We start from the raw sequence: 19,343 nt of genomic DNA on the forward strand, positions 1-19,343 counted from the left end.
CCCGGGCCGCGGACCCGGGGCCGGGCCGCCGGTGTCGTCCGCCGTGGTGCCTCGGTCCCTCCGCGGGCGAAGGGCGCCCGCCGTCCGCCGTACCGCACTCGTCACACGCGTCATGCGCTGCGGGTATCCCCGTGACCGGGGGTTTCACGTCGCCTCACGCCAGGGGGCCGTCCCGGAGCGAGGCGAGGAGGTGCGCGGGGTCGGCGTAGACCGCGTCCGCGCCTGCCTCCTCCAGGTCCCTCCGCGGGATGCCGCCGCACAGCACGCCCACACAGCGCACCCCGGCCCGGCTGCCCGCGCGCATGTCCCACACCGTGTCGCCGACGAACACCGCCCGCTCCGCCGGCACCCCGGCCAGCTCCAGGGCGTGCTCGACCGGCTCGGGGGCCGGTTTGCCCCGGTCGACGTCGTCGGCACTGGCCGTGGCGGCGATGGCCTCGTCGGCGTCGATCGCCCGGCGCAGCGCGCTCAGCTCCGCGCCGCCCGCCGAGGTGGCCAGCACCACCGTCCAGCCCTCCCGGTGCAGGCGCCGCAGCAGCGCCCCGGCCTCCGGCAGCGCGGGCAGCCGGTCGAAGTACTGCCCGTACAGCGCCTTGTGCCCGGCGCTGATGTCCGCGTCCTGGTCCTTGTCCCGGTCGTCACCCAGCAGATGGGCGACCAGGTCGGTGGACGGCAGGCCCACGGCCCGGTGGACGGCGTGCATCGGCACCTGGTGGCCCGCCTGCCGGAGGGCCTCCCACCAGGCGACGACGTGCAGATGGTTGGTGTCGACCAGGGTGCCGTCGACGTCGAACACGGCCGCGCGTTCCATGGATCCGGTTCCTTTCTCTCCGGCCGCGTGAGTACCACGTCAGCCGGACGGCACGCGCCGCTCACGGGTCCACGCCAGCAGCTCGTCCAGGGACCACGTCGTCACCACCCGCTCGGGCGGCACCCCGCACTCCTCCGCCCGCGCGCACCCGTTGATCTGCCAGTCCAGCTGCCCCGGCGCGTGCGCGTCGGTGTCGACGGAGAACAGCACCCCCGCGTCCACGGCCCGGCGCAGCAGCCGCCGCGGCGGGTCGAGCCGCTCCGGCCTGCTGTTGATCTCCAGGGCCGTGCCCGTCTCGGCGAGCGCCGCGAACACCTCGTCCGCGTCGAACTCCGACTCCGGCCGCCCCCGCCCGGTCAGCAGCCGCCCCGTGCAGTGCCCGAGCACGTCCGAGTGCGGGTCACGGACGGCGGCCACCATCCGCCGGGTCATCGAGCGGGCGTCCATCCGCAGCTTGGAGTGGACCGACACCACCACGACGTCGAGCCGGTCCAGCAGCTCCGGCTCCTGGTCGAGCGAGCCGTCCTCGAGGATGTCGCACTCGATGCCGGTCAGCAGCCGGAACGGCGCCCAGGACTCGTTCAGCTCCGCCACCACGTCCAGCTGCTCGCGCAGCCGCTCGGCCGACAGCCCGCGGGCCACCGTCAGCCGCGGCGAGTGGTCGGTCAGCGCCGCCCACTCGTGTCCCAGCGCCGCCGCGGCCCGGCCCATCTCCTCGATCGGGCTGCCGCCGTCGGACCAGTCGGAGTGGAGATGGCAGTCCCCGCGCAGCAGCGCCCGCAGCTTCTCCCCGCCCCGCGCGGGCCGCGGCTCCCGCGCCTCGGCCTCCAGCTTCTCCAGATAGCCCGGCACCTGCCCGTCCAGCGCCTCCCGCACCACCTGCGCGGTCTTCGGGCCGACCCCCTTGAGCTGCTCCAGCGAACCGTCGCCCGCCCGCCGGCGCACCTCGTCCCCGCCCAGTTCCTTCAGCACCCGGGCCGCCGTACGGAAGGCGCGCACGCGGTACGTCGGCGCCAGGGACCGCTCCAGCAGGAAGGCGATCCGGTCCAGTGCCTCGACGGGGTCCATCGCCACCTCCACCTCACAGGGTTCCCCAGCGCCCCGCGGGCCGCACGACGGGCCGGCGGTTTGTCCCGTACCCACCCGGGTACTGCGATGCCTCGTCCCGCCCGCGTCGACGAGGAGGCCCGAATGTCCGCCCCCACCGCGTCCCCCGGCAAGGTCGCCGTGATCACCGGCGCCGACTCCGGCATCGGCAGGGCCACCGCCGTGCGCCTCGCCGAGGCGGGCCTGGACGTCGGCATCACCTGGCACAGCGACGGGAAGGGCGCGGAGGAGACCGCCGACGAGGTCCGCGCGCACGGGCGGCGCGCCGAGGTCGCCCGGATGGACCTCACCCGGCTGCCCGAGGCCGCCGACACCGTCGACGAGCTGTGCGAGCGCCTCGGCCGCCTCGACGTGCTGGTCAACAACGCCGGCACCGGCACCATGACGCCCTTCCTCGACCTGGAGCTGCCGAAGGTCCGCGAGGTCCTCGACGTCGACCTCGTCGGGCCGTTCCTGTGCGGCCAGAAGGCGGCCCGGCACATGATCCGGCAGGGGGACGGCGGCAGGATCGTCAACGTCACCTCCGTCCACGAGCACCAGCCGCGCGTGGGCGCCGCCCCGTACTGCGCCGCCAAGGGCGGCCTCGGCCTGCTCACCCAGGTCATGGCGCTCGAACTCGCCGAGCACGGCATCACCGTCAACGCCGTCGCGCCCGGCGAGATCTCCACGCCCATGACCGGGCAGGAGGACACCGACCCGCACACCGAGAGCCGCCCCGGCATCCCGCTCGGGAGGCCCGGTGACGCCCGCGAGGTCGCCGCCGTCATCGCCTTCCTCGCCGGACCGGACGCGTCCTACGTCACCGGCGCCTCCTGGAGCGTCGACGGCGGCATGCTGCGGATGGGCCCCCAGGCCGGCTCGCACCTCACCGGCGACGACTGGCGGCGCCCCTGAGCTCGGCCGCTGAGCTGAACCCCGCGCCGGAGCCGGTTCCGCTCTACGCTCGATGCATGACCGAAATCTCGAGCCCGCACATAGCGCACCCCCGGATCATGGTGCTCGGGGTACAGCCGGGCACACCGCCGTTCCGGATCGTGGAGATCGACGGCCAGGTGGTCGGCGAGGCCAGGGCCGTCACCGACGTCCTGTCGGCCGCGGCCGCGTTCGGCATCACGGTCCACGACCTGGACGATCCGGACGTGGTCCGCTGGGTCGGCGGAGACAAGTTCACGTGGACGGTGCACTAGACCCCACGGCATTGCCGGCCCGGCGGGGCCCGTCGAGGGGCTCGGCCGGCCGGACGGGAGCAGAGCCCCGAGCTCAGCTGCCCGCTGTCGCCTTCCCCGCTCGGTCCCGGCGGGGCCTGCGGGCGTGGACCGCGCGGCTGAGGCGGCGGCCCAGGAGGAGGTAACCGATCAGCGCGCCCGTCGTGTTGAGGATGACGTCGTCGATGTCGAAGGCGCGGCCGGTGACCAGGGCGCCCTGGGCGAACTCCACCAGGAGCATCACCACGGCCGTCAGGAACAGGACGCGCAGGATGCCGCGGGTGCGCGGGGCGACCACGGGGACGAGGACGCCGAAGGGGACGCCCAGCAGGATGTTGCCGCCGATCTGCCGGACGGCGTCCCGCAGCTCCGGCTGGTCGAGATAGGCCTTCAGCGAACTGCCCGGCCGCAGATTGCTGTGGGTCAGCGCCTCCGAGGCGGGCGAGGGCTGCAGGGTCAGCCGTGCCAGCACCGCGGCGAACGCGACCATGAACGCGAAGGCGCACAGCATCGCCAGCACCCGCAAGGGCAGCGGAAGCGGGCGACGCTCTCGCCCGGACCGGGCGGTCCGGGGACGTGACACTGCACCGGCCATTGGCCCTCCAGTCTTCAACTTCCCTGCGTGGTAACGCGGTTACCCAGAGCGGGGCCGGCGATGCCGCCACCGGCCGTTCCCAGCCACGGTTTCCCCGCCTCGCGCCGGGGCACTCCGCACCGGAACCGCGCGCGCGTCCTGACCGGCCTGCTCGACCGCCGCCCACATGGGCCTGTTCCGACGACGGGGTCGAGCTGGTCGGGCACTCCGTGCAGGAGGCCGGGACCGGGGACTGGTGCACGTGTCCGTGCGCTGGACCCCGCTCGGCGTCCTGCTCGGCCTCGCCTCGACCGCGCTGGCGCTCGCCCTCGCGGCCGCGGCCGTCTCCCGGCCGCGGCTCCTCGCCGCGCCGGACCGGGCGCCGCCGCTGCGGCGCCTGCGGTCCGGGCACGCCGGGGACTACGTGGCCTTGCTCCTGGTGGGCACCACACTGCTGGGCGCGCTGGCCCTGCCCGGGATCCTCGGGAGCTGACGCGCGCTGCCGGGGCCGGCCCCGGGCCGCCCGGAAGCCGGTCAGTTCCCGTACGAGACGTTCACCTCCTCGAAGCCCAGGGAGCGCAGCAGGCCTTCGAGCATGCCGGTGGTGTTCGACTCGGCGCGGGCGGTCAGCTCGCTCTCCTTCGCCGCGTCGCCGATGTGCCGTACCGCGAGTCGCTGCACGGCCTGTTCGCCGTTCGGGTTGTCCGAGAACAGGTCGCCGAGGCGGTCGAAGAGACCGCGCTGCTTGGAGACGGCGTAGGAGCGGTCGGGGTCGAGGGCCGGCTTGCCCAGTTGCGCGTGGGGCAGCCGGAGCGTGGCGGACGTGCGGTCGCCGTTGACCTGCACGTCGTTCTCGCCGACCTTGCCCAGGTCGACGTAGGCGTCGACGGTGCCCGCGCCGACGTACAGGGTGCGGGTGCCGCGGATCGCGTCGGGGAGGAACTTCGCGTCCTTCTCCAGGTCCACGACGACCTGGAAGTTGCCGGAGGCGGCGTCGTAGCGGCTGATGTCCTGGATGGACTGCAGCAGCGCGGGGCCGGACCGGTCGTGGGTCTCGGTGCCGAACAGGTCCTTCAGGCCCGGGAGCACGCTCAGCCGGATCCCGGCGAAGAACACGACGAGCACCAGCACGAGCGCGGCCACCACCTTGGCCCAGCCGGGCATGCGCCTGGGGAGGCGCTTGACGGGAGTCGTCATGCGACGGCCCTCCTTCCTACTGACCGGATGCCCGCCACGCCCCCTGCCAGACCGCGGAGTTGAGGATTCGACGAACCCGGCGGAAGCATGCGGGGCGCACGCGTGTCCCCCTCAGGGACGGGACGTGGCCTCCGGCTGCTGCAGGGCCGCGTCGAGTGTCGGCTGCGGCGGCAGCAGCCGGGACAGGCCGGTGATCCGCAGGACGCGCAGGGTCAGCGGGTGGGAGCAGACGAGGAGCACGTACCCGCCCCGGTCGAGCACCCGGCTCCTGGCCCGGTACAGCAGCCGCAGGCCCGAGCAGTCGAAGAACTCGATCCGGCTGAGGTCGATCACGATCCGGGCGGCGGGGCGGTTCGTCTCCCGGTCCAGGTGCGGGGCGATCTCCGTGGCCGCGGCGAGGTCGATCTCGCCGCGGAACTCCAGCACCGTGTGCCCCCGTTCGTGGCGGACGCGCAGCTGCCGGGTGAGCGGTGCAGGTTCCTGCCGCACGACGAGATCGCCTCCAGCCTGCTCCGTGCGTGGGAGGGGGCGCGGTCCTCAACACCGTTCCCCGTTCCGCAAGTTACCCCCGAACGAATGAATTTGAGCATGTTCGATTGACATATGTCTCTGAATTACAGGTGAGTTGGCCGAGGTTCGCGCGGGGGCGTGCGCGGGCGTGAGCCCCGGCGTGCACTCCTGCCTACGACAGGGCGTGCCAGGCCTTGGTGAGTGCCTGGCGGAACTGCTCGGTCTGGTGCGCCGTGAGGTCGCGCACCATCCGCTCCTCCAGCTCCCGGACGGGCCCGGCGTGCCGCGCGAGCAGCTCGCGTCCGGCGTCGGTGAGCAGGATCAGCAGCTCCCGGCGGTTGCGGGGATTGCGCTCCCGGCGCACCAGGCCGCGGCCCTCCAGGGAACGCACGAGGTCGGCGATCGACTGCGCGGTGACGAAGGAGTCACGCGCCAGCTGGGCCGCCGACAGTCCGTCGTGTCGCTCCAGCACGGTCAGCGCGGTGTACTGGAGGGCGGTGATTCCGGACGGTCTCACCAGCTCGTCGAGGTGGGAGCGCACGACGAGCTCCACCTGCTTGACCATGTAGAGCAGGGAAGGGGGCGCCTTGGTCACCTGTGTGTCGAGCATGGAAGCAGGCTAGAGCATTGACAGGAAACCTGTCTGTAAAGAGACTGCGGACCAACAGGAATCCTGTTTGTTGAAATCTTGGCGACGACGCTGAGGAGTGGCGATGACCACCTTCGAGAAGGAACCCGGGCAGCTGTTCATCGGGGGCCGGTGGCGCGAGGCCGCGGACGGGGCGCGTACCGAGGTGGTCGACCCGTCCCGGGGCACGGTCGTCACCACCGTCGCGGAGGCGGGCCCCGCCGACGTCGACGCGGCCGTACGGGCCGCCCGCGCGGCCTACGAGGACGGCGCCTGGTCCGGGCTGAGCGGCCGTGAGCGCGGCCGGGTGCTGCACCGCGTCGCGCAGCTGATCCGCGAGAACGCCGACGAGATCGCCGCACTGGAGAGCCTCGACGTCGGCAAGCCGATCACCCTGTGCGGCGCGGTCGACGTGACGAACGCGGCCAACGACTACGAGTACTACGCGAACCTCGCCCAGAGCCAGGACGGCGCCCTGCGCGACACCCCCATGAACGCCCTCGCCTACACCAAGCGGGAGCCGCTCGGCGTGGTCGCCGCGATCACCCCGTTCAACTTCCCGCTGATCCTCGCCGGTTCCAAGATCGGCCCGGCGCTCGCGGCCGGCAACACGGTCGTCCACAAGCCCGCCGACGAGACCCCGCTCAGCGCCCTGTACATGGCCCGGCTGTTCCAGGAGGCCGGCGTCCCCGACGGCGTGGTCAACGTCGTGACGGGCGCCGGACCGGTGGCCGGCGAGGCGCTGCTGCGCCACCGGGGCGTCGACAAGGTCGCCTTCACCGGCTCCACGGCGATCGGCCGGCACGTGGCGAGCGTCGCGGGCGAGGCGCTCAAGCCCGTCACCATGGAGCTCGGCGGGAACGCCGCCCACCTCGTCTTCGAGGACGCCGACCTGGAGAAGGCGGTCGGCGCCGTCATCAAGGGCTTCGTCTTCAACACCGGCCAGTTCTGCATGGGCGGCCCGCGCCTGCTGGTGGCCCGCTCGGTCTACTCCACGCTGCTCGGCATCCTCGCCGAGGCCGTGCCGGGCGTGCCGGTCGGCGACCCGCGCGACCCGAACACGGTCATCGGCCCGATGGCGGCCGCGAAGCACCTGAAGAAGGTGGAGGAGTACGTCGCCCTGGCCCGCAAGGAGGGCGCCCGGATCGTCTGCGGCGGCGAGCGGCTCGACCTGGACGGCGGCTACTACTACAAGCCCACCGTCATCGCCGACCTGGCCAACGACTCCCGGGTGATCCAGGAGGAGATCTTCGGCCCCGTCCTCACCGTGCAGCCCTTCGACGACGAGGACGAGGCCGTCGCCCTCGCCAACTCCACGCCGTACGGCCTGGCCTCGGGCGTGCAGACCACCAACCTCGCCCGCGCCCACCGCGTCGCCGACCGGCTCCAGGCCGGCATCGTCTGGGTCAACGACTGGGCGATGCTCGACCCCGCGGTGCCCTTCGGCGGCGTCAAGGACTCCGGCTACGGCCGCGAGTACGGCCCCGAGGCCCTCGCCGGTTACACCAAGGTCAAGTCCGTCGTCGTCTCGCTCGACTGAGCACCGCCGAACCGAGCACCGTCAAGGAGTCATCGCGATGCCCACCACCACCCGTGCCGCGGTCGTCGAGTCCGGCGGCGCGCCCTTCACCCTCTCCGACGTCGTCCTCGACGAGCCCGGCCCGCACGAGGCGCTGGTCCGCATGGTCGCCACCGGCCTGTGCCACACCGACCTCGGCGTGGCGAGCGGCGGACTGCCCTTCCCGCTGCCCGGGGTTCTCGGCCACGAGGGCGCGGGCGTCGTCGAGGCCGTCGGCCCCGCCGTCACCGGCGTCGCGCCCGGCGACCACGTCCTGCTCTCCTTCACCTCCTGCGGCGACTGCCGCAACTGCCGCGGCGGGCACCCCGCGTACTGCGCGACCTGGCTGCCGCTGAACCTGCTGGGCGGCAGCCGCGCCGACGGGTCGAGCACCATCACCCGGGGCGGCGAGGCCCTGGGCGGCCACTTCTTCGGCCAGTCCTCCTTCGCCGAGCGGGCGCTGGCCGACGAGCGGAGCCTCGTCAAGGTCGACCCGGACGTGCCGCTGGAGTCCATCGCCCCGCTGGGCTGCGGCGTGCAGACCGGTGTGGGGGCCGTCTGGAACGTGCTGAAGCCGGACACCGGCAGCACGGTCGTCGTGCTGGGCACCGGGGCGGTCGGCCTGTCGGCCGTGATGGCGGCGGCCCTGACCCCGGCCACCCGGATCGTCGCCGTCGACCGCGTCGCCGAACGCCTGTCGCTCGCCCGCGAGCTGGGCGCCACGCACACCGTCGACACGAGCACGACGGAGCTGGGCGAGGCGCTCACCGGCATCACGGACGGCCAGGGCGCGGACGGTGTCGTGGAGACCACGGGCAACGTCGGCGTCCTGCGCCAGGGCGTCGACGCGCTCGCCGCCCGCGGCACCCTGGTCGTCGTCGGCGCCCCGCCCTTCGGCACCGAGGTCTCCCTGGACGTCAACGGCCTGCTCGGCGGCAAGCGGATCGTCGGCCTCACCCTCGGCGACAGCGAGACCCAGACCACGATCCCGGCGCTGGTCCGCCTGGTGAAGGACGGCCGGCTGCCGTTGCACCGCCTGATCGGTACGTATCCCTTCGGGGACATCGACCGGGCGGTGCAGGACATGCGGTCGGGCAAGACGATCAAGCCGGTGCTGACGTTCTGATGCGGCCGGCCGTCACGGCCGGTGCGCCTCCAGAGCTCGGGGGTGCCTCTGTGCGTGATTCCCCAGGGCAGCACCTTCATCAACTACACCGAACTGCTCAGTGGCGGCCAGGTCAGCCGGGCGATCATGGTGTCGGTCGGCGTCACACTCGTCGGCACGCTGTTCTCGATGGCGGTCTCGGTGCTCGGGGCCTAGGGTCTGTCCCGGCCGGGTACTCTGGGGCACCGGTTCCTCCTGATGATCATGGCGACGATGTTCTTCGGAGCCGGGCTCACGAAGGGGAGAGGGGGCAGGCGGCGACGCGGCACCTGGTCGACCTGGGCCACCGGCGCATCGCCATGATCAGCGGACCGGACCACGTCTTCTGTCGCGCCCGGCTCTCCGCCTTTGTCTCCGCCCTCGCGGAGGCCGGCCTGCCGACCCCGCCCCGAACGTCCCACTGCCGTGTTCACCGCGAACGACATGCAGGCGCTCGGTGTCTACCGGGCCGCGCGAGAGCTCGGATTGCGCATCCCGCACGATCTCAGCGTGGTGGGTTTCGACGACGTCCCGGCCGTGGCCTGGATGGACCCGCCCTTGAGCACGGTTCATCAGCCACGGGCGGGATGGCGGCGGCGGCAACCGAGTTGGCCTTGGCGCTCGGCCCGGGTGAGGAAGTGTCGCAGGTGGGGCGGACACGCGCGCCCTGGTTGCCGGGGATGGGCAACCAGGGCGGGGGTCGGGTCGGCCGGTCAGGAGGCGGGTGTGACGCGGGTGCCGGTGACCGAGTCGCCGGACTTCTTGATGTGATACATGACCTTCTTGCCGCTGTAGAAGTGGAAGGTCAGTGTCACCAGTTCGCCGTCGCGCAGCGCGTCAAGGAACTCGGGGGGCAGGACGATCGTGCCGTTCGCGTAGTCCGGCTTGAAGGACTTGTTGAACTCCTGGTACGGAGTCCAGTCGGTCTGGCCGGCGTTGCTGCCGTCGCCGTACCTGGCCTCCATGGTGGCCAGCGTGTCACCCTTGTACTGGGTGGGGATGGTGAACGCGTCGGTCTTGCCCGTGGCGCTGGACAGCACCGGCTCGTCGTAGGTGACCACCTCGATCTGCCAGGGAAGCCCGCGGGAGAACCGGGCCTGGAGCGTGGCGTTCACCCCGTACTCGCGCTCGCCGCTCAACCGGGTCAGCGTGCCGGCCGTGATGACGAGCCGCGTCCTGTCGAAGAGGGTGTAGTCCCGTCCCTCGACGAGTTTGGTCTTGCCGTGCCACAGGCCCCGGAACTTGGTTCCGTTCAGATTCAGGGTGACCCCCTGGGCCGTGATCGGCTCCTTCTTCTCCAGGAAGACCTTGTCGAAGGAGGCCGTTGCCGAACGCATGGTCCAGCTGGACTTGATCCAGGCCATCAGGGCGGGGTCCGACCACTTCATGGTCTCCCGGTTCAGGTAGGCCCAGGTTCCGGGATCCCACAGCGCGGTGGTGACACCGACGAGACGTGCCGCGTACGACAGGTGCTCGTAGTACTTCAGCGCCTCGCCCCGCTCGACGCGGGAGGGATGGTTGGTGTCGGGATAGCCGAGCAGGCCGTACTCACCGAGGTAGACGGGAATGCCCCTCGCGACGAAGGTGTCGCGCATCCGGGCGAAGGCGTCGTTGAGGTCGTTCTGGGCTTTGTCGTCGTAGTGGGTGCCGCCCGCGACGTTCACACTGAACGGGTACCAGCTGTAGTAGTGCACGGTGGCGACGAGATTGCGGTCGTTCAGCGACTTGATCGTGGTGTACAGGTCGTCCATGAGGTTCTGGGAGGGCGTGCACCCGTCCGTGGGCAGCGCGAGCATGCGGTCGGTGTTCCTGCCGCCCGAGGAGCGGACGATCTTGTGGAAGGAGGTGTTCAGCTCGTTCAGGAGCTTGGCCTTCTGCTCGGCCGTGGCGTTCTCGAACTGCGGCTCGTTGACGCTCTCGAAGAGCAGGGTGCGCGGCTCGTCGCGGAACGTCTTGGAGATCTGGGTCCAGGTGGAGTTGAAGCGGGCCAGCACTCCGTCGTGGTCGGCGGGCATCTTCTTGATCCACTGCCATGAGTCGTGGTGGACGTTGAGCACGACGTACAGGCCCTCGTCGAGCGCCCAGTCGACGACCTCCTTGACGCGGCTCATGAACGCGGCGTCGACGGTGTAGGGGGCGGTGGCGGACTGGTGGTCGGTCCAGGTCACCGGGATCCGGACGCTGCGGAAACCTTCCTTGCGGATGGTGGTGAACAGTTCCCTGGTGACCTTCGGGTTGCCCCAGTTCGTCTCGTCCGGAATGGCGTCAAGGGTGTTGCCCAGGTTCCAGCTGGGTTGCATCGCGGCGACGGCGTCCATGGCGCGGGCCGGAACTCTGATCGCGGACCCTGTCGGTTCTGCCGTGTCGTCGGTCGCGGCGGTCGAGGTGCCGCCGGCCAGTCCGAGCATGACGGCGAGCACCAGGAGCAGGGAGGCCAGGCGGCCGGGGCCGCGGCTGCGGTGGTGCGCGGGTCGTCGTATGTCCCTCATGTGTCGTCCCTTCCGGTCGGGCGGGTCTTACAGCGGGTCGTACGGGCGGCTCAGTGGATCGTGCGGGTGGTGCGATCCCGTGGTCAGGCGGCGACGAGGTGCCACCGCCTGCCACAACTGGCGGTGCGGCAGAGGGGGGTGGGCCGGTCAGCGGTCCAGGGGCTCGTAGTCGAACCAGTCGAAGTGGACGGTGCCCTCAGCCGCGTACATGCCGATGACGCGGCCGGTGAAGCCGCCGGCGACCTCGGTCGACAGGTAGCGGCCGTCGAGAGCCGCGAGCTCGGTGAACGTGCCGTCGGGTTGTTCGATGCCGAGGGAGACGGTGTCCGGTCCGGTGCACGGTCCGAGCGGAGGCTGCGGGTCCGTGATCGTGACCCCGAGAACCAGTGGCCCGGTGGGCACGGAGAGTTCGGCCACGACCGTGCGCAGTGAGCCGACGCGCGCGATCACCCGTACGTCGGTCCCGGACGCCTCGATCGCGTAGTGGTGCCGCTCGTCCAGCCGGACGGCGAGGCCGCCCCGCCCCTGTCCCGGGTCGACCAGGGTGCGTGCCCGGCAGGTGAGGTGCTGCTGGCGGCGGCCGGTGAACACCACGTCGGGGTCGTCCAGTGAGCCGCCCCGCGCGCGGAGCGTGAGCCATCCGGGGCGCTCCTTGGTGGTGCAGAGCTCGGCGGGGCGGTCCCGCACGGAGATCCAGATCGCCCCGAGTTCGCTGAGCTCGAAGTCGTCGCGCCGTTCCTCTGCGGGAGCGGAGACGGGGGAGAGGGGCCAGGGGAGCGCGGGCAGGTCCAAGGTGACCTCCCCGACGACCGGCCAGCCGTCCTCCCAGGTCACGGGAGCGAGGAAGGTCTCCCGGCCGAGCACGTGCCAGCCCGGCGTGCCGCCGCGCGGGCGTACGCCGAGGAAGACCATCCACCAGGAGTCGTCGGGCCCCTGGACCAGGTCCGCGTGCCCGGTGTTCTGGACGGGGTGGTCCGTGCCGCGGTGGGTGAGGATCGGGTTGGCCGGGCACGGCTCGAAGGGGCCGTTGGGCGTACGGCCGCGGGCGATGGACACGCCGTGCCCGCGTTCGGTGCCGCCCTCGGCGATGAGCAGGTACCAGTAGTCGCCGATCCGGTACAGGTGCGGCGCCTCCGGGGCCTTCGCGCCTGGGCCACCGGACCAGACCTTGTGCGGTGTGCCGTGCGTCTCGCCGGTGGCAGGGTCGAGGCGGACCTGCGAAACCCCCGCGACCGTGCACCAGCAGGTGCCGTCCTCGTCCCACGCCAGGTCGGGATCGATGCCGGGCACGCCGGGCGCCCAGACCGGATCCGACCACGGTCCGGCCGGGTCCGTGGCCGTGACGATCAGGTTGCCGCCGCCCTCGCTGCAGTTGGTGACGATCAGCCAGAAGCGGCCGTCGTGGTGGCGCAGGGTGGGGGCGTAGATCCCGCCGGAGGACGGCATGGAGGTGGGCAGACGCAACTGCTCCGGTCGGTCCAGGGCGTTGCCGATCTGCCGCCAGTGCACCAGGTCACGGCTGTGGAAGAGGGGTACGCCGGGGAAGTACTCGAAGCTGGAGCAGGCGAGGTAGTAGTCGTCGCCGGCCCGGCAGATGCTCGGGTCGGGGTGGACCCCGGGGAGCACGGGGTTGGCGGCGCGGGTGGGTTGGTTCTGAGCGGGCACCCTCGGGCGTCCTTTCGTCGGGTGGGCGGCGGGGCCGGCGCTCAGGAAGCGTCCGGCTCAGTGCGGGTGATGCGGAGCAGCGCCGCGGAGGGCGCGGCGGGCAGGGTCACGGTGAGGTCGGCCGTGTCCGGGTCCCAGACTCCGACGGCCTGGTGCGTGGCGGGGTACAGCACCTCGATGTCGGCTGCGCCGCCCGCCCGTTCAGGCAGTTGGATGGTGGTGGTGGCCTCGCCGCCCGGGCGGCGCCAGACGGTGAGGTAGGTGGTGGCGGGGGTGTGCAGGGCGAGGGCGATCCAGGGGTCGTCCCAAGCGGGAAGGCCGAGGGGCCACGAGGGCACGGCCTTCGGCAGGTCGGCGCGGATGGCCTTGTAGACGGCGATGCCCTCGTGGACCAGGGCGCGGGCCTCGGGTCCGAGCTGCGGCAGGTGGCCGGAGAGGTGGATGCGGCCGAGGAGGCCGCTCGCCATGGTGAAGGCGACCTCGTCGAGGGAGTCCTCCGGCTGCGGGTAGGCCCAGACGGCGCCTTGCTCGGGAGTGACGGCAGTGGGCGCGGAGGCCGCGATGGGCGCGTAGAGCTGGAGGTTCTGCTGGTCGCTGGTGGACTGCAGCTGCAGCCGCGACAGCAGGGCGTGGTCCCAGCGCATGCCGCCCGAGGAGCAGTTCTCCACCACCAGGTGCGGGTAGCGGTCCAGGATGCCGTCGAGCCAGTCCAGGTGCGCCCGGTTGTGGCCGAGCAGGCCGGCACCGGGGCTCTCGCCGGGGTGGGCGCTGGTGCCGGAGCCGGGGTCGATGTTGTGGTCGAGCTTGAGGTAGCCGACGCCCCACTCGCCGACGAGGCGATCCACGACCTGGTCCAGGTGGGCCCGGGCGGCCGGGTGGCGCAGGTCCAGGTGGTGCCGGCCGACCTCCGTGAGGCGGACGCCGTCGCGGCGGAAGAACGCCTCGTCGGGCAGGGACTTGGCCATGGGGCTGTGGACGCCGATGACTTCCGGCTCCAGCCACAGGCCGGGAACCATGCCGCGTTCGCGGATCCGGTCCAGTACCTCGTGGATCCCCTTCTCGCCGGGGAAGCGTGAGGCGGCCGGCTCCCAGGCGCCGACGCTGGTCCACCAGCCACCGTCATCGTCGTCGTACCAGCCCGCGTCGATGACGAAGTACTCGGCGCCGGCCTCGGCCGCCGCGTCGATCAGCGGCAGCAGCTTGTCGGTCGTGGGGTCGCCCATCAGGCAGTTCATGTAGTCGTTGAAGATGACGGGCAGACCCCGGTGGTCGGGGTGCGGGCGGCGCTGGGCGCGGCGGTAGCGGGTCAGCGCGGCGAACGCGGCGTCCGGGCCGCCGTCGGCGCCGAAGGCCAGCGCGGCGGGTACGGTGCGGAAGGCCGCGCCGGGTTCCAGGGGATGCCGCCAGCCGTGATGGGCGTCGGTCGGCCCGAACAGTGCCACGTAGGCCGCCCGGTCGTGCTCCTGGCACTCCCAGCGCCAGCCTCCGCCGTTGTGCTCGATCTGCCACACCCAACTGCGGCCGGTGCGCCGGTCCGTCAGGCCGCCCATGGGCAGGTGCCCGCAACTGGACCAGGTGCCCTGTCCCTTCAGGGCGAAGCCCGCCTTGCCGTGCCCGTACTTCGCGCGCCCGCTGACACCGGGTGTGGTCTGGCGCATCGGCTGGCGCTGCCAACGGCACTCGGCGAGCCAGTCGTTGTCCGCCCACAGCAGGTCGGCGGCGTCGACGGCCGCCGGGTCCGGCGGGGTGAGACAGCCCACGACGAGCGAACTGACCGACTCCAGGTGCAGGGTGGCCGGCCCTTCGTTGCGCAGGGTCACCTCGCTGCGGAGCACGGGGACGCCGTCCGGCGACCGGTAGGTCACCTCCGCGGCCAGCCCGGTTTCCGGGTCGTGGAGGTCCACGGTCAGGGTGTGCCAGTCGCCGTCGCGGGCCGCGCGGTGGGCCCGGTGGCGCAGCCGCCCGCCGAGAGCGGTCCCGATCAGACGGCTGCCCGACCAGTGTCGGCCGTGACCCGCGGCCGTCACCTCCACCAGCGGCAGGGACGTTCGGGGGTCGCTGTCCGCCTCGCCGGGCAGTCCGAGACGCGTCAGGCGGGCACTGCCGTCGTCGCCGAGGGCGAAGTCGAGTTGCAGGGCGTCGTGACCCCAGCGGAAGCTCCGCTGTTCGTTCTCCATGGTGTCCTTCTCCGAGTCAGTGACCGCGCAGGACCGCGCAGCCGCCGGGCGGGAGTTCGTGGGCGGTTGTGCCGGTGAGCACGTCATGGGAGGAATCCGGCAGAGGCGGCGTCCGCGGTGTGGTTGATCAGGACGTGCCGGCGGCGGCCGTCCGCCGCGTGCCGGGTGACGGCTTCGGCCCCGGCCGACAGGCCCGGCAGCTCCGGCTCGACGCCGGCGTCCTTCAGGAGCCGTCCGACCGGGGCGCGGTAGTCGGCGTCGTCGAGGCGGGTGGAGAGGTACCGGCCCTGTCCGGGGCGGCATCAGGTTCGTCGTCACCGGACGCTTGCTGTGCTCGCGGATCGCGTCGCGCTGCTCGCAGTACGCGGCGATGATCTCGTCGGCCCAGAAGCGGTGGAAGTCCAGCGTCTGCCGGGGTTCTTGTGGTACTGCGTCGCGTGCGGCGGCAGCACCTGCTCCCAGGAGGTGTGGCGCTGGCTCCAGAATGCCGTGCCCCAAGCCTCGTTGAGGGCGTCCAGTGAGCCGTGCCGGGCGCGCAGCCACACCCGGATCGCGGCCGCCGCATGGTCGCACCAGCAGAGCGTGCCGTACGCGTTGCGGCGAGGCAGTAGGTGTCACGGCTGCCGTGGGCCAGCCGGGTGCCGTCGGCCCTGACCGCCGGCGCCTCGAGGTGGGCCGGCGTGAACCACGGGGGCGGGGAGGCGGTCGGGGTGGCGAGGTCGACGGCCACGCCGCCTGCGTGCAGGCGTTCGATGTGGGCGTCGAGCCAGGAGAAGTCGTAGCGTCCCTGCTCGGGTTCGAGCAGGGCCCAGGAGAAGACTCCGAGGGTGGCCAGGTTGACCCTGGCCCAGAGCATGAGCTCGTCGTCCTCCTTCCAGACCGGCTCGTCCCACTGCTCGGGGTTGTAGTCCCCGCTGAAGGCGAGGCCGCCCAAGCGGTCGGTGATGCTGCGCGCCGTCATGACGGTTCCTCGGGTGTGGAGAATCGTCCCATTCTCTGACGTGTCGTCAGTGCAGGTGAACAGGGCCTGTTCGTCCGTCGGCCGCTCACCGCGTGCGGCGGTCATTCGACCGATCATGTGGTCGACCGCTGTGCGCCTACGAAGCTTTGGTGGTTCAACCCGTGCGTCATCGTGGCGGCCCTTCCTCCTGAGTGTCGAAGCGCTTCACCACGATGGGAAGCTAACGGACATCTTTCATGCGAAACAAGGGGCAAGATGCTAGGAAAGTTTATTTACCCTGGTCCATTGACAGCTGTGAGCGGCAATGGCAGCGTCGATGCGCTTCGACAATCGCTCTCAACCCGCCATCCGAACGCACCTGCCGAAGGATCCGTTTCGTGGCTACTCCGTCCCCATCCGCCGCCCCGGCGCCCTTCCGTGACGCCGCGCTCCCGATGAGCAAGCGTGTCGACGACCTGCTGGACCCGCCCGCCCTGGACGAGCGGCTCGCCCTGCTCCACCAGTACGTCCCGGCCGTCCCACGCCTGGGCGTCGCCTCGTTCCGCACCGGAACAGAAGCGCTGCGCGGAGTGGCCTGGCTGGGGGGTGGGGACGGTCTTTCCCCAGACCGTGGGGCTCGGGGCGTCATGGGACGAGGAACTGGTACGCGTCGTCGCCGAGGCGGTCTCGGTCGAGGCGCGCGCCTTCCACCGGCACCGGCCGACCTCGACCGGATCGGGCATCAACAGCCTCCGGACCTGGGCGCCCGTGGTGAACCTGCTGCGCGATCCGAGCGCGCCGCGCCGGTGCTCAAGCACTTCCTCACCTACGACGACGAGACCGATCGCTGCGTCACCTCGTCCGGTCTGCGCCCGCGCGTGCTGGTGCTGCACTCGGCGAGGGCCACGCAGAACGCCACAGCGCGATCCACCAGGCCGCCAACGAGACAAGCGCCAACGTCCACCGAACTCGACTTCACAGCCGACCAGTTCGCGCTTCCTTCGGTCTGAAACGTTCAAGTCACAGTGAAAGAGTCACATGAGGACCTTCATCCTGCCCGGCACCGACATGGTGGTCCCCAACGTCGTCCTTGGACTGATGCGCATCCAGAACATGACCGACGAGGCGGTGCGCAGGCTCGTGAACGCTGCACGAGACACCGGCATCACGTTCCTCGATCACGCCGACATATACGGCTCGGACGACCACGGTTGCGAGCGTCGGTTCGCTGAAGCCATGAAACTCAGCCCGTCGGAGCGTGAGCAGTTCGTCATTCAGTCGAAGGCCGGAATCGTCAGGAACGCGTCATACTTCGACCTCTCTCATCACCACATCATCGAGTCCGTGAACGGTTCACTCCGGGCACTGGGCACGGACTATCTCGACATCCTGCTGCTGCACCGTCCCGACGCGCTCGTCGAGCCGGAGGAGGTGGCCCGTGCCTTCGACGAGCTGTCGGCGGCAGGCAAAGTCCGTGCCTTCGGCGTCTCCAACCACACCCCCCGACAACTCGACCTGCTGCGCAAACACGTGACGCAACCAATCGTGGCGAACCAGCTGCAGCTGTCGATCACTCACGCCCCGATGATCGCGCAGGGCGTCGCCGCGAATATGCAGGACCTCGATCAGTCGATCGTGCGTGATGAGGGAATCGTCGACTACTGTCGGCTGCACGACATCACCATTCAGGCGTGGTCGCCTTTCCAGGCCGGATTCTTCGACGGCCCGTTCCTCGGTTCCGAACGCTTCCCCGAGTTGAACGCCGTGATCGACCGGCTGAGCGACAAATACGGCGTGCCGGCCGAGGCGATCGCGGTCGCCTGGATCACGCGCCATCCCGCGCGGATACAGGTCGTGCTCGGCACGACCACGCCAGAACGTGTCACGGCCGCCGCGCTCGGTTCCGACATCCCGCTCACCCGATCCGAATGGTATGAACTGTTCCGTGCCGCCGGATACACAGTGCCCTGATACTTCAGTCGGAGTTCGCCTCGTGAGCTGCGGTGATACCGGGTCGGGACGAGCGACGGCCGCCGTTGATCATTGTTGTTGTGACGCAACAAGAGAGTACGGCGGCCGGTGAGGCCATGGTATCGGTCGAACGGTGGCGCGCAGGGCTGGATGCGCTGCTGGGGCGGTGCGCACCGCACTTCCGCAGGATCGAGTCCGAGGCAGCGGGGGAGCCGAACCCGTACCGATTCCAGCGCCTGCTCTCCCGCGCGAGGTGGGATGACGCTGCGGTGCGCGCCGAGGTGCGCTCCGCGGTTTGGGAGGGGCTCTCGACCTAACGGGGCGGTGGACCCGCGAGTGCGGCCTTGCCGTGGCTTGTCGCGCGGTTCCCCGCGCCCCCTTCGGGGCACTGCCGTCCGGTCAGTCGTTCACCAGGACCAGCTTGCCCGTCGTCCGGCCGGTGTCGCCCCGGGCGTGTGCCTCGGCGGCGGCGGCCAGGGGGAAGGTTCCGGCGATGGTGGCGCGGAGCCTGCCCGTCGCGGCCAGTTCCGCGATCGTCTCCATGCCGGCCCGGTCGGCGTCGACCAGCATCCGGACCGCCCGGACGCCGAGCCGCCCGGCCTCCTCGTAGAAGTCGTCCGACCCTCCCGGCAGGATCGACACCACGACACCGCCCGGGCGCAGCACGCGCAGGGAACGCAGGGCGGTGTCGCCGCCGATCGTGTCCAGGACGACGTCGGCGTCCTTCACGGCCTCGGTGAAGTCCGTCTCGCGGTAGTCCACCGCCTCGTCCACGCCGATGCCGCGCAGGATCTCGTGCTTGCCCGCGCTCGCGGTGCCGATCACGTACGCGCCGCGCTCCTTGGCGATCTGCACCGCCACGTGCCCGACCCCGCCCGCTGCGGCGTGGATCAGCACCCGCTGCCCGGGCCGCAGGTCGGCGTGCTCGGTCAGCGCCTGCCACGCCGTGAGCGAGACCAGCGGCAGCGCGCCCGCCTGGACGTGGTCGAGACCGGCCGGCTTGCGCGCGAGGGCACGCACCGGCGCGATGACGTACTCGGCGTGCGAGCCGTGCCCGAACGGGTACGGCAGCATGCCGAAGACCTCGTCACCGGGCGCGAACGCCGCCACGCCGATGCCGACGGCCTCCACCACGCCGGAGACGTCCCAGCCGAGGACGAAGGGCGGCTCACCCAGGAAGCCGCCGGTGGCGCGGTGCTTCCAGTCGGTCGGATTGACCCCGGCGGCCCGCACCCGGACCAGCACCTCGTTCGGCCGCGGTACCGGGCGCTCGACTTCCACTTCCTTCAGGACCTCGGGACCGCCGAGGACGTCCTGGCTGATGGCTCGCATCGTGTTCCGTGTGCTCATGGTCATCCAGCGTGCCA

16 protein-coding genes and 5 pseudogenes are annotated in these 19,343 nt (G+C 71.5%); 9 read left to right on the forward strand and 12 right to left on the reverse strand.

Annotation, left to right across the window (positions count from 1 at the left end; genetic code table 11):
• Window positions 1-154 precede the first annotated feature (154 nt).
• Together C1703_RS37345 and C1703_RS37350 are read right to left on the reverse strand one after the other, a co-directional pair.
• Complete coding sequence (locus C1703_RS37345) at window positions 155-811, reverse strand: HAD family hydrolase (RefSeq protein ID WP_114256982.1); 657 nt, start codon at window positions 809-811, stop codon at window positions 155-157.
• Window positions 812-850: 39 nt separating this feature from the next.
• Window positions 851-1,879: a PHP domain-containing protein gene (locus C1703_RS37350; RefSeq protein ID WP_114257794.1), complete on the reverse strand. Its 1,029-nt coding sequence runs from the start codon at window positions 1,877-1,879 to the stop codon at window positions 851-853.
• 123 nt (window positions 1,880-2,002) lie between these two features.
• Between C1703_RS37350 and C1703_RS37355 the strand changes: the two genes are divergently transcribed.
• Together C1703_RS37355 and C1703_RS37360 are read left to right on the forward strand one after the other, a co-directional pair.
• Window positions 2,003-2,812 carry an SDR family oxidoreductase gene (locus tag C1703_RS37355; protein ID WP_114256983.1) on the forward strand — a complete coding sequence of 270 codons (810 nt, stop codon included), beginning with the start codon at window positions 2,003-2,005 and terminating at the stop codon, window positions 2,810-2,812.
• A gap of 56 nt (window positions 2,813-2,868) precedes the next feature.
• Window positions 2,869-3,105 carry a hypothetical protein gene (locus C1703_RS37360; protein ID WP_114256984.1) on the forward strand — a complete coding sequence of 79 codons (237 nt, stop codon included), beginning with the start codon at window positions 2,869-2,871 and terminating at the stop codon, window positions 3,103-3,105.
• A gap of 73 nt (window positions 3,106-3,178) precedes the next feature.
• On the opposite strand, the gene C1703_RS37365 is transcribed toward C1703_RS37360, so the two are convergent.
• Window positions 3,179-3,718 (reverse strand): VanZ family protein, encoded by a 540-nt coding sequence (locus C1703_RS37365; protein ID WP_114256985.1) that lies wholly within the window; start codon window positions 3,716-3,718, stop codon window positions 3,179-3,181.
• 241 nt (window positions 3,719-3,959) lie between these two features.
• Between C1703_RS37365 and C1703_RS37370 the strand changes: the two genes are divergently transcribed.
• Entirely contained in the window at window positions 3,960-4,190 is a 231-nt protein-coding gene (locus C1703_RS37370; RefSeq protein WP_343236417.1) for a hypothetical protein, read from the forward strand.
• 41 nt (window positions 4,191-4,231) lie between these two features.
• Here the strand turns inward: C1703_RS37370 and C1703_RS37375 are convergent, their stop codons facing one another.
• The 3 genes from C1703_RS37375 to C1703_RS37385 form a co-directional block, all read right to left on the reverse strand.
• The gene (locus tag C1703_RS37375; protein WP_114256986.1) at window positions 4,232-4,894 is read right to left on the reverse strand and encodes a DUF4230 domain-containing protein; all 663 of its coding nucleotides are present in this window, start codon (window positions 4,892-4,894) and stop codon (window positions 4,232-4,234) included.
• A gap of 111 nt (window positions 4,895-5,005) precedes the next feature.
• Window positions 5,006-5,383, reverse strand: a complete 378-nt coding sequence (locus C1703_RS37380; RefSeq protein ID WP_114256987.1) for an anti-sigma factor antagonist — start codon at window positions 5,381-5,383, stop codon at window positions 5,006-5,008.
• Window positions 5,384-5,576: 193 nt separating this feature from the next.
• Complete coding sequence (locus C1703_RS37385; protein ID WP_114256988.1) at window positions 5,577-6,014, reverse strand: MarR family transcriptional regulator; 438 nt, start codon at window positions 6,012-6,014, stop codon at window positions 5,577-5,579.
• Between the two features lie 103 nt (window positions 6,015-6,117).
• Between C1703_RS37385 and C1703_RS37390 the strand changes: the two genes are divergently transcribed.
• The 4 genes and pseudogenes from C1703_RS37390 to C1703_RS37405 form a co-directional block, all read left to right on the forward strand.
• Window positions 6,118-7,572, forward strand: coding sequence for an aldehyde dehydrogenase family protein (locus C1703_RS37390; protein ID WP_114256989.1), 1,455 nt, complete (start codon window positions 6,118-6,120; stop codon window positions 7,570-7,572).
• Between the two features lie 37 nt (window positions 7,573-7,609).
• A complete protein-coding gene (locus C1703_RS37395; RefSeq protein WP_114256990.1) occupies window positions 7,610-8,716 on the forward strand; it encodes an NAD(P)-dependent alcohol dehydrogenase in 1,107 nt (368 codons plus the stop codon).
• A 30-nt stretch (window positions 8,717-8,746) separates the two neighbouring features.
• A pseudogene (locus tag C1703_RS37400) lies at window positions 8,747-8,989 on the forward strand (carbohydrate ABC transporter permease); the annotation flags it as partial.
• Window positions 8,990-8,997: 8 nt separating this feature from the next.
• Window positions 8,998-9,369 (forward strand): annotated as a pseudogene (locus C1703_RS37405) (substrate-binding domain-containing protein); the annotation flags it as partial.
• Window positions 9,370-9,447: 78 nt separating this feature from the next.
• Here C1703_RS37405 and C1703_RS37410 read toward each other — a convergent pair.
• From C1703_RS37410 to C1703_RS40365, 5 genes and pseudogenes are all read right to left on the reverse strand, one after another.
• Window positions 9,448-11,223 carry a cellulase family glycosylhydrolase gene (locus C1703_RS37410; protein WP_114256991.1) on the reverse strand — a complete coding sequence of 592 codons (1,776 nt, stop codon included), beginning with the start codon at window positions 11,221-11,223 and terminating at the stop codon, window positions 9,448-9,450.
• Window positions 11,224-11,370: 147 nt separating this feature from the next.
• Window positions 11,371-12,888 carry a glycoside hydrolase family 43 protein gene (locus C1703_RS37415; protein ID WP_114256992.1) on the reverse strand — a complete coding sequence of 506 codons (1,518 nt, stop codon included), beginning with the start codon at window positions 12,886-12,888 and terminating at the stop codon, window positions 11,371-11,373.
• Between the two features lie 41 nt (window positions 12,889-12,929).
• Entirely contained in the window at window positions 12,930-15,065 is a 2,136-nt protein-coding gene (locus C1703_RS37420; protein WP_114257795.1) for an alpha-galactosidase, read from the reverse strand.
• A 354-nt stretch (window positions 15,066-15,419) separates the two neighbouring features.
• Window positions 15,420-15,638: pseudogene (locus C1703_RS40050) on the reverse strand (hypothetical protein); the annotation flags it as partial.
• Window positions 15,533-16,143: pseudogene (locus C1703_RS40365) on the reverse strand (beta-galactosidase); the annotation flags it as partial. The pseudogenes C1703_RS40365 and C1703_RS40050, both read right to left, overlap by 106 nt.
• Window positions 16,144-16,460: 317 nt before the next feature.
• On the opposite strand from C1703_RS40365, the pseudogene C1703_RS37430 reads away from it, so the two are divergent.
• Window positions 16,461-16,889, forward strand: a pseudogene (locus C1703_RS37430) (glycoside hydrolase); the annotation flags it as partial.
• Between the two features lie 154 nt (window positions 16,890-17,043).
• Window positions 17,044-17,976 carry an aldo/keto reductase gene (locus C1703_RS37435; RefSeq protein ID WP_114256993.1) on the forward strand — a complete coding sequence of 311 codons (933 nt, stop codon included), beginning with the start codon at window positions 17,044-17,046 and terminating at the stop codon, window positions 17,974-17,976.
• A 399-nt stretch (window positions 17,977-18,375) separates the two neighbouring features.
• Here C1703_RS37435 and C1703_RS37445 read toward each other — a convergent pair whose 3' ends face one another.
• The gene (locus C1703_RS37445; protein ID WP_198678383.1) at window positions 18,376-19,326 is read right to left on the reverse strand and encodes an NADP-dependent oxidoreductase; all 951 of its coding nucleotides are present in this window, start codon (window positions 19,324-19,326) and stop codon (window positions 18,376-18,378) included.
• Window positions 19,327-19,343 lie beyond the last annotated feature (17 nt).

The sequence above is a fragment of the Streptomyces sp. Go-475 genome (assembly GCF_003330845.1).
Lineage (GTDB): Bacteria > Actinomycetota > Actinomycetes > Streptomycetales > Streptomycetaceae > Streptomyces.

Coding starts and splice junctions, on each gene's coding strand:
- C1703_RS37385 (WP_114256988.1), bottom strand. CDS start 6,014: ATGCTCGACACACAGGTGACCAAGGCGCCCCCTTCCCTGCTCTACATG.
- C1703_RS37365 (WP_114256985.1), bottom strand. CDS start 3,718: ATGGCCGGTGCAGTGTCACGTCCCCGGACCGCCCGGTCCGGGCGAGAG.
- C1703_RS37390 (WP_114256989.1), top strand. CDS start 6,118: ATGACCACCTTCGAGAAGGAACCCGGGCAGCTGTTCATCGGGGGCCGG.
- C1703_RS37410 (WP_114256991.1), bottom strand. CDS start 11,223: ATGAGGGACATACGACGACCCGCGCACCACCGCAGCCGCGGCCCCGGC.
- C1703_RS37395 (WP_114256990.1), top strand. CDS start 7,610: ATGCCCACCACCACCCGTGCCGCGGTCGTCGAGTCCGGCGGCGCGCCC.
- C1703_RS37435 (WP_114256993.1), top strand. CDS start 17,044: ATGAGGACCTTCATCCTGCCCGGCACCGACATGGTGGTCCCCAACGTC.
- C1703_RS37355 (WP_114256983.1), top strand. CDS start 2,003: ATGTCCGCCCCCACCGCGTCCCCCGGCAAGGTCGCCGTGATCACCGGC.
- C1703_RS37375 (WP_114256986.1), bottom strand. CDS start 4,894: ATGACGACTCCCGTCAAGCGCCTCCCCAGGCGCATGCCCGGCTGGGCC.
- C1703_RS37420 (WP_114257795.1), bottom strand. CDS start 15,065: ATGGAGAACGAACAGCGGAGCTTCCGCTGGGGTCACGACGCCCTGCAA.
- C1703_RS37350 (WP_114257794.1), bottom strand. CDS start 1,879: ATGGACCCCGTCGAGGCACTGGACCGGATCGCCTTCCTGCTGGAGCGG.
- C1703_RS37345 (WP_114256982.1), bottom strand. CDS start 811: ATGGAACGCGCGGCCGTGTTCGACGTCGACGGCACCCTGGTCGACACC.
- C1703_RS37445 (WP_198678383.1), bottom strand. CDS start 19,326: ATGAGCACACGGAACACGATGCGAGCCATCAGCCAGGACGTCCTCGGC.
- C1703_RS37360 (WP_114256984.1), top strand. CDS start 2,869: ATGACCGAAATCTCGAGCCCGCACATAGCGCACCCCCGGATCATGGTG.